Source organism: Bradyrhizobium sp. GW821-FHT12B03, from assembly GCF_058807535.1.
Genome location: NZ_JBXAQU010000003.1, coordinates 373,743 through 385,878 on the forward strand (window position 1 = coordinate 373,743; position 12,136 = coordinate 385,878).

The window sequence follows — 12,136 nt, forward strand, 5'->3', positions numbered from 1 at the left end:
ACCGCGCGGACCGTTGAGCTGTGCGTATCGCTCCCGACCTACGGCCGACGTCGAGGAAAGATCCGGCCGACCGGTTCAGGATATTGCGGAAGGAGCTCAACACGGGGCAGATGGCGCCCCTCGTCGATCTCGCGCCGGACATGCGCCGCGATCTCCTCCATGGGCGCAAACCAGACATCGCCCTGCGCCACCGTTCGCTCCAGGAAGCCGGCGAAGACATGCCAGCGGGCGAGCCGCCCCGTGGCGAAGGGATGCAGCGTGGGGATCCACAACCCGCCATAAGCGTAGGCCGCCTGGAATTCCTCCAGGAAAGCCGCAAAGCCGTTACTGGGGCTGCGCACGGGCATGAAATAGTCGAGGTCGAAGGACTGGACATATTGCGGCCAGTCGTCCAGCCCCCAATGGGTCGGCAGCTCGATCAACTCGCCGCCGTTCGCCCTGCTCTTGATCACATAGGGCACATCATCACCCATCAGCGAAGCATCATAGGCGAAGCCTCGCGCCAGCAGCAGGTCGAGCGAGCGGTGCGAGAAATTGTAGAGCGGCGCTCGCCAGCCACGCGGCGCCTTTCCGGTCGCCTTGCGTATGATGTCGATGCCGAGATCGAGCCAATGGGCCTCCTCGTCCTGTGTCTGGTCGAGCGGGTTCTCGTGGATATAGCTGTGATGCCCGATCTCATGGCCGCCGGCGAGCATCGTCTCGATGGCGGCGGGATATTGCTCGATACACCAGGCCGGAACGAAGAAGGTCTGCCTGATCCCGAGCCGCCGATAGGTCTCGACAATGCGTGGAACCGCAACGGTCGGCCCATAGCGCAGCATGGAGATGCCCGAGACGCGGTTGTTGCCGTCCTGGGGGTGCTCGACATGGATCAGGCTGTCGGCGTCCATGTCGAATGTCAGGCAGCAGGCGCACTTCGCACCGTTGGGCCAGCGGACGGGGTTGGCGATCATTCGTGTCGTCTCCGAACTCTATTCCTTCCGTTCGAACGCCGAGTTTCCTCGGAAGCCGGCACCGGTCTTCGGGCTCATGCATTGGACATGCCATTGCCGTCCATCGCGCATAGACTTGATGCCGACCGAGGCGGGCGGAATTGTCATGCCAATTGGAACGGAATCTGCTTCCGCTTGCATCGACACGGGAGATGGATGGCCTTTGCGCGAATGGCCTTGCCATCGGCGCAACTGCTCACCGAGGGGACGAATGATGGCACATGGGTATGAAGGCGGCAGACTGGATCTGCCATTCGTGGGGCATTGCACCTTCGGCAAGCGGCCGGTCTGCCTGGAGTGGGACAGGCTTGACGCCGATGTCGCCGTGCTCGGCGTGCCCTTCGACATGGGGACGCAATACCGCTCGGGCGCGAGGTTCGGGCCGCGCGCCATCCGCGAAGCCTCGACCCTTTTCTCCTTTGGCCATGGCGGGGCCTATGATCATGAGGACGACGTCACCTACCTGCCGCTCGACAAGGTGCGGATCGTCGACGTCGGGGACGTCGACATCGTCCACACCGATACGTCCAGGAGCCATGCCAATGCAGAAGCCGCCGTCCGAAAGATCCTCGAACGGGGCGCGATGCCCGTGGTCCTCGGCGGCGATCACGCGGTCAATATCCCCTGCGTCAGGGCCTTCAGCGAGCATGCCCCCATCCACATCGTCCAGATCGACGCGCATCTCGATTTCGTGGATGTGAGGCATGGCGTGCGCGAGGGACATGGCAATCCCATGCGCCGCGCGGCCGAGCAGGCCCATGTCGCGGGCCTGACCCAGATCGGCATCCGCAACGTGTCTTCGACCGCCCGCGAAGGCTATGAGGATGCCCGTGCGCGCGGCTCCACCATCCTCTCGGTGCGCCAGGCACGCAAGCTCGGCGCCGAGGGCGTCCTCGACCGGATTCCGGACGGCGCCCGCTACTATGTGACGATCGACATCGACGGCTTCGATCCCTCGATCGCACCGGGGACGGGAACGCCGAGCCATGGCGGCTTTCAATACTATGAGGTGATGGAGATCCTTCAGGGCCTCGCGAAGCGAGGCGATGTCGTCGGGATCGATCTCGTCGAGGTCGCTCCCGCCTACGATCCCGCGGGCGTGACGAGCATTCTTGCAGCGCAGGTGCTGATGAACTTCCTCGGCTACATCTTCGAAGCGCGTTCGCAGCGAAAGTGAACAGCCGTTCCCGCCGCCGCCAGTCCTAGTCGACCGCCATCCGCGAGCGGCGGGGGCTGCCCTGGAGCTCCGGATAGCCGGTGAGCATCAGCTTGTCGGCGCGCACGCCCCAGCTCTCCAGGCGGTCGAGGAAGCTCATGCCGAGCAGGTTGGTCTTCATCTGTCCGCGCTGCACGACGAGAGCCGGCACCGATTTCTCGACGAGATGGCCGACGGCGAGACGGTCGAGCGTGAGCCGCGCCGCCTTGGTGTGGCCGCCTGCGGTCTCCAGATCGACGTCGTATTCGAGCATCTCCAGCGGCAGCCCGATCGCCTTTGCGGTTTCCCACGTCAGCACCACGGACGTCGCGCCGGTATCGATCACCATCGGAGCGGCGACGCCGTTGATCTTCGCGCGCAGCGCGAATTCGCCGCCCTGTCCGCGCTGGATCTGCACGGCGGGGGCCGGGGCGGCGATCTGTCCGCGGAAGATGTGCGAGACCTTGTTGCTTGCGCGCGCGATCTGATCGGGATCGCCATAGGCGACGACGGCGCCTGCGGTACCGGCAAGCATGATGAGAACGAGCAGGAAGCGGATCATCGCGCACCTCCATGTGTGCGCAGGCCAGTCAGCTGCGTTTGGGCGATCCCGCGATCGGCGCAAGTCCAGCCTCCGTCATGCGCGCCGGCAACAGCGCCATGACCGAGAGGCGTTCCGCGCTGTCCATGGCGTGCCAGCGCGCGATCTCCGGCAATGTGCGGCCGCAGCCGAAGCACAGCTTGGTCTTGGGATCGATCATGCAGACGGCGACGCACGGCGTTTCTTTGCTCATTTCGATATAGTGAGGGATCGTCGGGCATTTCTGCAAGCATATCGTTAAGAGCCCGTGCCTGCGCTCATGATCGGCCTGTGGCGCGGCCGGCGCTTCTCGTCGGGTACGACGGAACCCTCGGGCTGGAGCGGCGGAGAATCATCCGACAGCGGCGCCAGCGCGCTCATCACGCGCTCCGGCGGGAAGGTGACGATCACCTCGGTGCCGATGCGCAGCTTCGATTTCAGCGTGAACGTGCCGCCATGCAGGTCGATCAGGTTCTTGGCGATGGGCAGGCCGAGGCCTGCGCCCTGTTCGGCCGACTTGATCGAGTTGGAGCCCTGGCCGAAGGACGCGAGCACGATCGGGATCTCGTCCTCTGGGATGCCGGAGCCGGTATCCTTCACCGAGAGATATTGCCCGCCCGACGCGGTCCAGCCGGCCTTGAGCCAGATCTCGCCGCCTTGCGGCGTGAATTTGATCGCGTTGGAGAGCAGGTTGAGCACGACCTGGCGGATCGCGCGCTCGTCGGCCCAGAGCCGCGGCATCGCCTGCTCGAACACTTCGTGGATGGTGATGCCGCGGCTGGAGGCGCGCAGCTTCATCAGATGATGGCAGTCGGCGACGATGCCGACCAGCGACACGGCTTCCTCGTTCAGCTCGTAGCGGCCGGCCTCGATCCGCGACAGATCGAGGATCTCGTTGATGAGGTTGAGCAGGTGCACGCCGGAATTATGGATGTCGCCGGAATATTCCTTGTAGACCGGCACCGCATGCGCGCCGAAAATCTCGCTCTTCATCACCTCGGAGAAACCGAGGATCGCGTTCAGCGGCGTGCGCAGCTCATGGCTCATCTGCGCGAGGAAGCGCGACTTGGCGACGTTGGCGGCTTCGGCACGGTGGCGCGCTTCGTCCGAGATCGCCTTGGCCTGTTCGAGCTCGCCGATCAGCGCGTCCTTCTCGGCGCGCGCCTCCAGCGTAGCGAAGGTCGAGGAGTGCAGACGGTGCGCCAGCAGCACGAAATATCCTTCGGCTGCGAGCGCGAGCGCCGCCAGGATGTAATTGTCCAGCGCGCCGGTCATCGCAAAGCTCAGCGCCATCGCGACCGCGACCGGCGCCGTGGCGGCAAGCGCCGCGATCGGCAGATTGGCAGCGAGCATGCTCGATACTGCGATCACCAGCAGCATCAGGAACATCATCAGCGTTTCCGTGACCATGTCGAGCACGGGATGAATCAGGATCGCCATCCAGCACAGGCCATAGAGCAGGTCGAGCACGACGAAGCGCGTCCGCCATGCGCGCGTCGCCGTCGGCGAGGTGGGCTCGGCCAGGAAACGGTGGCAGCTGCGGATCATCGCGGCGTGGATGCAGAGCATGCCGGCGGTCCAGGCCGCGGCCGGGATCGGCTGCATCCACAGCCCGAACAGCACGCCGGTCGCGACCACCAGCAGCATCACGACATAGGAGGCCGACAGCCGCGTCTGGGCATATTGGCGCAGCATCTCGGCGTCGAAAGCCGGCCGGGTTCCGCTGGTCGACGTTAACTTGTCGCGCGCCTCGCGCACCCGCTGCGCCGCAGCCCTTCGGCTGCTCGCCGACGGAGCGCTGATTGGCTCGGCCGGAAGCTGGACAACCTCAGGCTTTTCAGCGGGGTTACTCATCAAGCAACACGATTCCTGCCCGCGCCGGACGCGGGCCTTCTGCATTGTCTATCTCTGGCAAGAAATCCTTAAGAGGTGACTTAAGGAGCTAAAGAATTACGTTAACCCGGCGTTAATTCGGATCCGGATTGGACCTGGGATGCGTCGCTCAATGCAGCCACGCATGCTGCGCGATGTACACCACCGCGCCGGCCAGATAGCCGGCGAGAGCGGGGCCGGCGATGCGGCGTGCGTACCAGAGGAACTCGATCCGTTCGAGCCCCATCGCGGCGACGCCGGCGGCCGAGCCGATGATCAGGATCGATCCGCCGGTGCCGGCGCAATAGGCGATGAACTCCCAGAGGAAGCTGTCCGGCGGATAATGGGCGAGGTCGTACATGCCCATGGTCGCGGCAACCAGCGGCACGTTGTCGATGATGGCGCTGAGCAGGCCGAGCACGACGACGATGACGTCCTGGCGGCCGATGGTCGCATCCAGCCATTTGGCCAGCATCGAAAGCAGGCCGGCATGTTCGAGGCAGGCGACCGCGAGCAGGATGCCGACGAAGAACACGACCGAGCTCATGTCGATCCGTGCCAGCGCGTGCACCAGCGTGAGGGGCTGGCGGACGTGCTCGTCCTTGTGCCGGTGCACGATCTCGCCGACCAGCCAGAGCACGCCGAGCCCGAACAGGATGCCCATGAAGGGCGCCAGATGCGTGATCGCCTTGAAGGCCGGCACCGCGATCAGGGTGCCGAGCCCGAGATAGAACATCAGGTTGCGCTCGAACCGGTCGACGGCCAGCAGTCCGTTGTCCTTCGGCGGGGGCGCGATGGTCTTGCCCTTGAGCGAGAAGCTGATGAAGGCGAGCGGCACAAGCAGATTGAGGAGCGAGGGCAGGAACACCGCGCTCATGATCTTCAGCGGCGAGATCTGCCCGCCGATCCACAGCATGGTCGTGGTGACGTCGCCGATCACGGTCCAGGCGCCGCCCGCATTCGCCGCGATGACGATAAGGGAGGCGAACAACAGACGGTCGTCGCGGCGGGCAATCAGCTTCTGGATCAGCGAGATCATGACGATGGTGGTCGTCAGATTGTCCAGGATCGCGCTCAGGAAGAACGTCACGAAGCCGATCAGCCAGATCAGCGCGACCTGGCTGGTGGTGCGGATCAGCGAAGTGATGACCTCGAAACCGTCATGGGCGTCGATCACCTCGACGATGGTCATGGCGCCGATCAGGAAGAAGACGATCTGCGCGGTGGAGCCGACGGACTCGTCGAGCTGGCGACCGACCTGCGCGTGGTCGCCGGTCGCAACCGCATAGATGGTCCACAGCAGCCCCGCGCCGAGCAGCGCGGAAGCGCTCTTGTTGACGCGAAGCGGGTGCTCGAGTGCGATCGCCACATAGGCGAGGACGAAGATTGCGGCGATCGCGATCAGCAAGGTCGTTTCAGATCGTCAGGTGTCAGCGGTTGAGGCGCGCGAGCAGGCTCGACGTATCCCAGCGCTTGCCGCCCATCTTCTCGACCTCCGAGTAGAACTGGTCGACCAGTGCGGTCACCGGCAGATTGGCGCCGTTGCGGCGGGCTTCGGCGAGCGCGATCGAGAGGTCCTTGCGCATCCATTCGACCGCGAAGCCGAAATCGTACTTGTCCTCGTTCATGGTCTTGTAGCGGTTTTCCATCTGCCAGGATTGCGCAGCACCCTTCGAGATGGTCTCGATCACCGCGGCGACGTCGAGGCCGCTCTTCTTGGCGAAATGGATGCCCTCGGAGAGACCCTGCACGAGGCCTGCGATGCAGATCTGGTTGACCATCTTGGTCAGCTGGCCGCTTCCGGCGGGCCCGAGCAGTTTGCACATCCGCGCATAGGCGCCTGTGATGATCGGCTCGGCGCCGGCATAGACGTCCTGCGCGCCGCCGCACATCACCGTCAGCACGCCGTTCTCGGCGCCGGCCTGGCCGCCGGAGACCGGGGCGTCGATGAACTTGAAACCGGCCTTGGTTGCAGCCGCGTCGAGCTCGCGCGCGACTTCGGCCGAAGCGGTGGTGTGGTCGACGAAGGTCGCGCCCTTCTTCATTCCGGCGAAGGCGCCATCGGGGCCGATCGTGACCGAGCGCAGGTCATTGTCGTTGCCGACGCAGCACATCACGAAATCCTGGCCCTCGGCAGCGGCCTTCGGGGTCGCCGCGGTCTTGCCGCCGAACTTGTCCGCCCATTCCTTCGCCTTGGCCGCGGTGCGGTTGTAGACGGTGACCTCATGGCCCCCTTTTTTCACGAGGTGTCCGGCCATGGGGAAGCCCATCACGCCGAGACCGAGGAAAGCGACTTTAGCCATTGTGTACCTTGTCCGTAGCTTGGGTTTTACGGTTCTTGCCGGGCGAGGGGCGCCGGGTTCCGCCGTGAGGGCGGATCGGGGCGCACCATAAACCCTTGAGGGCAGAGGGCAACGGCTTCGTTTGGCGGCCCCCTGTGCTAGGATGGCAGGACTTAAGGACTTCAAAAAAAGGGAGCGAAACATGGCTGTGGGTTTGGGCAGCGTGAGCGTTGGCGTCCTCGATCATTTCAACATCCGGACCCGGAATCTGGCCGAGACGGTCCGCTTCTACGAGGACGTGTTGGGCCTGGAAAAAGGCGCCCGGCCGAATTTCGCCTTCCCGGGCGCCTGGATGTACAGCGAGGGCAAGCCGGTGGTGCACCTCGTCGATATTTCTCCGACCGCCGAGCCACAAAAGCCGGATTCCGGCGTTGTCCATCACGTCGCCTTCGTCAGCCGCGGTTTTGACGGCATGAAGCAGCGGCTGACGGCCAAGGGGATGAAATTCGACTCCCGCCAGGTGCCCGGCGGCGACCTCTGGCAGATCTTCGTCCACGATCCCAACGGGGTGATGATCGAGCTGAATTACGAGGCGGCCGCGGAGCAGGGGGCCGCCCCCGCGGAGATGGCTGACGATATCGGCAGGCAGTAGCCTTTTGGCCGTTTCCGCTCTAATGGGGCACATCTTGAAGTCAGGAGATGCGCTTTGAGCGTGACGCAGCAACAGGTTCTCGACAGCCTCGCCCGGATCAAGTCGCCCCGCGGGGTCGCGCTCACCAATGCCAATGTGCTGAGCGCGATCAGCGCCGCCGACGGCAAGGTGTTCTTCTCGATCAACGTCGATGCCGCCGAGGCGCGCGCCTGGGAATCCATCCGGGCCGAGGCCGAGGCCGCCGTGCGCGCCATTCCCGGTGTCACCACCGTGATGGTGGCGCTGACCGCCGAGCGCAAGCCGGGCTCCGCGCCTCCGCCACCCCCGCAGCCGAGCCGCGGCACGCCGGGCGTGCAGCCGGTCCATGCCCACAAGCCGCCGCCACAGGGCGGCGCCCAATCGCCGATGGCGCGGCAGTCGGAGATTCCGGGCGTGGCCGCCGTGATCGCGGTCGCCTCCGGCAAGGGCGGCGTCGGCAAGTCGACCACCGCGCTCAATCTTGCGCTGGGTCTGCGCGACCTCGGCCTCAAGGTCGGGCTGCTCGATGCCGACATCTACGGCCCCTCGGTGCCGCGGCTGACCGGCCTGCACGAGAAGCCGGAGCTGGATGCCGAGCGCAAGATGATTCCGCTCCGGCGCTTCGGCCTCGCCATCATGTCGATCGGCTTCCTGGTGGAAGAAGAGACCGCGATGATCTGGCGCGGCCCGATGGTGATGTCGGCGGTGACGCAGATGCTGCGCGACGTCGCATGGGGCAGCCTCGACGTGCTCGTCGTCGACATGCCGCCGGGCACCGGCGATGCCCAGCTCACGCTGGCTCAGAACGTGCCGCTGAAGGGCGCCGTGATCGTCTCGACGCCGCAGGACCTCTCCCTGATCGACGCGCGGCGGGGGCTTGCGATGTTCAGGAAGGTCAACGTGCCCGTGCTCGGCATCGTCGAGAACATGAGCTACTTCCAGTGCCCGCATTGCGGCACGAAATCGGACATTTTCGGCCATGGCGGGGCGCGCCACGAGGCCGAGAAGCTCGGGGTACCGTTCCTGGGCGAGATCCCGCTGCACATGGCGATTCGCGCCACCTCGGACGCCGGCAATCCCGTCGTCGACAGCGAGCCGGACGGCCCCCATGCGGCGATCTATCGCTCCATTGCGGGACAGGTCCGGGACCAGCTCAAGGGCGTCATCGCCGCGACCTGAGGTTTTCAGGCCAATCCATTGGGGACATGCGACTTTCGTAGCGCCCCGTCATGCCATTGTCGCGTTTCGAAAGGCGGGCTTCCGTGTTAAACGCCCACGGCAGTCAAGCCCCTTCGGTTCGACGCGAGCCAAACGCGTCGCCGGAATGAGCGGCGGCAAAGAGGAAGTTCGGGGAAACGCCCCAGCAAGGAGAGAACTTAAGATGAAGCGTCGTGATTTCCTGAAAGTGTCGGCAGCTGGCGCGGCGGCGACCGCCGCGGTGGCCTCGCCGGCGATCGCGCAGTCCTCGCCCGAGATCAAGTGGCGTCTGACTTCGAGCTTCCCGAAGTCGCTCGACACCATCTATGGCGGCGGCGAGCAGGTGGCGAAGTACGTCGCCGAGATGACCGACAACAAGTTCCAGATCCAGGTGTTCGCCGCCGGTGAAATCGTCCCCGGCCTCCAGGCGCTCGATGCGACCTCGAACGGCACGGTCGAGATGTGCCACACCGTGTCCTACTACTACGTCGGCAAGGACCCGACCTTCTCGATCTTCGCCTCGGTGCCGTTCGGCCTCAACGCGCGCCAGCAGAATTCCTGGCTCTACCAGGGCGGCGGCAACGAGCTCGCCAACGAGTTCTTCAAGAAGTCGAACGTGATCGGCTTCCCCTGCGGCAACACCGGCACCCAGATGGGCGGCTGGTTCCGCAAGGAGATCAAGACCGTTGCCGATCTCTCCGGCCTGAAGATGCGCATCGGCGGCATCGCCGGCCAGGTGCTCCAGAAGGTCGGCGTGGTGCCGCAGCAGCTCGCCGGCGGCGACATCTACCCGGCGCTGGAAAAGGGCACCATCGACGCCGCCGAATGGGTCGGCCCGTACGATGACGAGAAGCTCGGCTTCGCCAAGGTCGCCAAGTACTACTACTATCCGGGCTTCTGGGAGGGCGGTCCGACCGTCCATGCCTTCACCAACCTGGACAAGTGGAATGCGCTGCCGAAGAGCTACCAGGCGATCCTCACCAACGCGACGGCCAACGCCAACAGCTGGATGGCCGCGCGCTACGACATGCAGAACCCGTCGGCGCTGAAGCGTCTGGTCGCCGGCGGCACCCAGCTGCGTCCGTTCACCAACGAGGTGCTGGAAGCCTGCCTCAAGGCGACCAACGAGCTGTGGGGCGAGATCTCGGCCAAGAACGCCGACTTCAAGAAGTCGATCGACGCCATGCAGGCCTACCGCTCCGACGAATATCTGTGGTGGCAGGTCGCCGAATACACCTACGACAGCTTCATGATCCGCTCGCGCACCCGCGGCTGATCCTTCGAGCAGGTCGCAAGACGACAGAGCCCGGCCTCCAGAAGAGGCCGGGCTTTTTCGTTGCCGCGGGCGCGTCCGAAGGTGCCGAAACAAAAAATGTCGAAAACAACCCCATGCACAGTAGACGCAGGGTGAGGGCGCTTTGCTCGGCGGATGCTGCCAACAGTTTGATGGGGCGGGGCAAATCGGCGGGACCGCGCAATCATGGCGCAGCTGTTTTTGCACCGTCATGGCGAGCGCAGCTTCCGCCTTCGCCGAGGCTACGACGGACAAAGTCGCTACGCTCGCGATGATGGATGCTCGACGAAAGCATTTGACCCGTCGGGCAAAACAGTGGCATAAAGCGATTATCGAATAATCCGAAATTTACGCGCGGCGCCGGTCCCTGGAATTGTCGATGAGCTTCGATCCCGATGACGTCCAACGCGCGCTGCGCAAGGCGTGGTCGCTGTTGACGGCGAGCCAATGGACGGCGGACAATCCCGCGGCGGGGCAATGCAACGTCACTGCGCTGCTGATCCACGAGCTCTTCGGCGGCGAGTTACTGAAGACGCCTCTGCCGGCCGGTGACCACTTTTACAATCGGATCGGGGGTCAAAGGTACGACTTCACGGCGAGCCAGTTCGATCGGCCGATCGCTTACGTGGACGTGGCAACAGATCGGGCGGACGCGGAACTGGGAGCAACAGGCGACCAACTGGCTGGACTCAGAGCCGCTTTTCAGGGGCATCGTACCAAGCCGGGTTAGGATCAGGCCGCTGATGGGGTTGGCTTCCGCGCTACCCATCCTACCTGCTGACCGCGCGTCTCGATCCACGAGGCCGAGCATGCCCCTCTGGGAAGCCGGGCTTTTTCTTTGACGCAGTGCGATGACGATGGAAATCGCCAGCCCCTTGCGTCATGCTTGTCCGCAAGCCTCGGCAAGAAGGCCCACAATCGCAATCCATCAGGGCAGGAAATCATGAAGAGAAGAGACTTCATCAAGGTCACAGGACTTGGCGCGGCCGGTGTCGCCACGCTCGCGGCACCCGCGATCGCGCAGTCGATGCCGGAAATCAAATGGCGGATGCCGACGAGCTGGCCGAAATCGCTCGACACGCTGTTTGGCGGCGCCGAGATGATGTGCAAGATGGTTGCCGAGGCGACCGACAACAAATTCCAGATCCAGATCTTTGCGGCCGGTGAGATCGTGCCGGGCCTTCAGGTTCTGGACGCCGTGCAGAATGCCACCTGCGAAATCGGCCACACCGCGTCCTATTACTATTTCGGCAAGGACCCGACCTTCACCTTCGGCTCGTCGGTGCCGTTCGGCCCGAACATGCGCATCAACCAGGCCTGGTATATGCTGGGTGGGGGCAGGGAAATCCTCAACGAGTTCTACAAGAGCTACAACGTGATCTCGCTGCTCGCCGGCAACACCGGCTGCCAGATGGGCGGCTGGTTCAGGAAAGAGGTCAACACGCCCGATGATCTCAAGGGCATGAAATTCCGCATCGGCGGCTTTGCCGGCCGCGTGCTTCAGAAGCTCGGCGTGGTGCCGCAGCAGCTCGCCGGCGGCGACATCTATCCGGCGCTGGAGAAGGGCACCATCGATGCCGCCGAATGGGTCGGTCCCTATGACGACGAGAAGCTCGGCTTCTACAAGATCGCGCCGCACTACTACTATCCCGGCTGGTGGGAAGGCGGACCCATGCTGCTCGCCTTCGTCAACCTCGACAAATGGAACGCGCTGCCGAAATATTACCAGAGCGTGCTCATGCAGGCCGGCCATTGCGCCAACAACTACATGATGGCGCGCTACGACCAGGCCAATCCGCTGGCGCTGAAGAAGCTGCTCGCCAACGGTACCAAGCTGCACGCCTTCTCGCCGCCGATCATGGACGCCTGCTACAAGGCGGCGAAGGAGTTGCACGACGAGGTCTCGGCGACCAATCCCAACTTCAAGAAGGTCTACGAGTCCCTGACCAAATTCTCCAACGACAGCTATTCCTGGTTCCAGGTCGGAGAAGTCGGCTACGATATCTTCATGGCGCGTCACTCGCAGGGCTGAGCGCGGCACCGATCGCATGCCG

The 12,136-nt window shown here is 64.3% G+C and carries 12 protein-coding genes; 6 read left to right on the forward strand and 6 right to left on the reverse strand.

Annotation, left to right across the window (positions count from 1 at the left end):
- Nucleotides 1–38: 38 nt before the first annotated feature.
- Nucleotides 39–953, reverse strand: a complete 915-nt coding sequence (locus AC1RUR_RS08805) for a polysaccharide deacetylase family protein (protein WP_492842832.1) — start codon at nucleotides 951–953, stop codon at nucleotides 39–41.
- Nucleotides 954–1,203: 250 nt separating this feature from the next.
- On the opposite strand from AC1RUR_RS08805, the gene speB reads away from it, so the two are divergent.
- Nucleotides 1,204–2,169, forward strand: a complete 966-nt coding sequence (gene speB, locus AC1RUR_RS08810) for an agmatinase (protein WP_492842834.1) — start codon at nucleotides 1,204–1,206, stop codon at nucleotides 2,167–2,169.
- A gap of 25 nt (nucleotides 2,170–2,194) precedes the next feature.
- Here speB and AC1RUR_RS08815 read toward each other — a convergent pair whose 3' ends face one another.
- The 5 genes from AC1RUR_RS08815 to AC1RUR_RS08835 all read right to left on the reverse strand — a co-directional run bounded on the left by AC1RUR_RS08815 (nucleotide 2,195) and on the right by AC1RUR_RS08835 (nucleotide 6,942).
- Entirely contained in the window at nucleotides 2,195–2,749 is a 555-nt protein-coding gene (locus AC1RUR_RS08815; protein WP_492842836.1) for a TIGR02281 family clan AA aspartic protease, read from the reverse strand.
- 28 nt (nucleotides 2,750–2,777) lie between these two features.
- Nucleotides 2,778–2,981, reverse strand: coding sequence for a DUF1289 domain-containing protein (locus tag AC1RUR_RS08820; RefSeq protein ID WP_492842838.1), 204 nt, complete (start codon nucleotides 2,979–2,981; stop codon nucleotides 2,778–2,780).
- A 44-nt stretch (nucleotides 2,982–3,025) separates the two neighbouring features.
- Nucleotides 3,026–4,621 carry a sensor histidine kinase gene (locus tag AC1RUR_RS08825; protein ID WP_492842840.1) on the reverse strand — a complete coding sequence of 532 codons (1,596 nt, stop codon included), beginning with the start codon at nucleotides 4,619–4,621 and terminating at the stop codon, nucleotides 3,026–3,028.
- A 148-nt stretch (nucleotides 4,622–4,769) separates the two neighbouring features.
- Entirely contained in the window at nucleotides 4,770–6,047 is a 1,278-nt protein-coding gene (gene nhaD, locus AC1RUR_RS08830) for a sodium:proton antiporter NhaD (protein ID WP_492842842.1), read from the reverse strand.
- A gap of 22 nt (nucleotides 6,048–6,069) precedes the next feature.
- Nucleotides 6,070–6,942: an NAD(P)-dependent oxidoreductase gene (locus AC1RUR_RS08835; protein ID WP_492842844.1), complete on the reverse strand. Its 873-nt coding sequence runs from the start codon at nucleotides 6,940–6,942 to the stop codon at nucleotides 6,070–6,072.
- Nucleotides 6,943–7,123: 181 nt separating this feature from the next.
- On the opposite strand from AC1RUR_RS08835, the gene AC1RUR_RS08840 reads away from it, so the two are divergent.
- From AC1RUR_RS08840 to AC1RUR_RS08860, 5 genes are all read left to right on the forward strand, one after another.
- Nucleotides 7,124–7,573, forward strand: a complete 450-nt coding sequence (locus AC1RUR_RS08840; RefSeq protein WP_492842846.1) for a VOC family protein — start codon at nucleotides 7,124–7,126, stop codon at nucleotides 7,571–7,573.
- A gap of 54 nt (nucleotides 7,574–7,627) precedes the next feature.
- Complete coding sequence (locus AC1RUR_RS08845; protein ID WP_492842848.1) at nucleotides 7,628–8,770, forward strand: Mrp/NBP35 family ATP-binding protein; 1,143 nt, start codon at nucleotides 7,628–7,630, stop codon at nucleotides 8,768–8,770.
- Nucleotides 8,771–8,972: 202 nt separating this feature from the next.
- Nucleotides 8,973–10,064, forward strand: a complete 1,092-nt coding sequence (locus AC1RUR_RS08850; RefSeq protein ID WP_492842850.1) for a TRAP transporter substrate-binding protein — start codon at nucleotides 8,973–8,975, stop codon at nucleotides 10,062–10,064.
- A 397-nt stretch (nucleotides 10,065–10,461) separates the two neighbouring features.
- Nucleotides 10,462–10,812, forward strand: coding sequence for a YunG family protein (locus tag AC1RUR_RS08855; protein WP_492842852.1), 351 nt, complete (start codon nucleotides 10,462–10,464; stop codon nucleotides 10,810–10,812).
- A 213-nt stretch (nucleotides 10,813–11,025) separates the two neighbouring features.
- On the forward strand, nucleotides 11,026–12,114 hold the full coding sequence (locus AC1RUR_RS08860; protein WP_492842854.1) for a TRAP transporter substrate-binding protein: 1,089 nt from the start codon (nucleotides 11,026–11,028) through the stop codon (nucleotides 12,112–12,114).
- Nucleotides 12,115–12,136: the final 22 nt, after the last annotated feature.

What these genes read in the sequence shown, in the direction of transcription:
- AC1RUR_RS08805 (WP_492842832.1), bottom strand. Translation starts at nt 953, where the DNA reads ATGATCGCCAACCCCGTCCGCTGGCCCAACGGTGCGAAGTGCGCCTGC.
- speB (WP_492842834.1), top strand. Translation starts at nt 1,204, where the DNA reads ATGATGGCACATGGGTATGAAGGCGGCAGACTGGATCTGCCATTCGTG.
- AC1RUR_RS08820 (WP_492842838.1), bottom strand. Translation starts at nt 2,981, where the DNA reads ATGAGCAAAGAAACGCCGTGCGTCGCCGTCTGCATGATCGATCCCAAG.
- AC1RUR_RS08825 (WP_492842840.1), bottom strand. Translation starts at nt 4,621, where the DNA reads ATGAGTAACCCCGCTGAAAAGCCTGAGGTTGTCCAGCTTCCGGCCGAG.
- AC1RUR_RS08855 (WP_492842852.1), top strand. Translation starts at nt 10,462, where the DNA reads ATGAGCTTCGATCCCGATGACGTCCAACGCGCGCTGCGCAAGGCGTGG.
- AC1RUR_RS08815 (WP_492842836.1), bottom strand. Translation starts at nt 2,749, where the DNA reads ATGATCCGCTTCCTGCTCGTTCTCATCATGCTTGCCGGTACCGCAGGC.
- AC1RUR_RS08835 (WP_492842844.1), bottom strand. Translation starts at nt 6,942, where the DNA reads ATGGCTAAAGTCGCTTTCCTCGGTCTCGGCGTGATGGGCTTCCCCATG.
- AC1RUR_RS08860 (WP_492842854.1), top strand. Translation starts at nt 11,026, where the DNA reads ATGAAGAGAAGAGACTTCATCAAGGTCACAGGACTTGGCGCGGCCGGT.
- AC1RUR_RS08850 (WP_492842850.1), top strand. Translation starts at nt 8,973, where the DNA reads ATGAAGCGTCGTGATTTCCTGAAAGTGTCGGCAGCTGGCGCGGCGGCG.
- AC1RUR_RS08840 (WP_492842846.1), top strand. Translation starts at nt 7,124, where the DNA reads ATGGCTGTGGGTTTGGGCAGCGTGAGCGTTGGCGTCCTCGATCATTTC.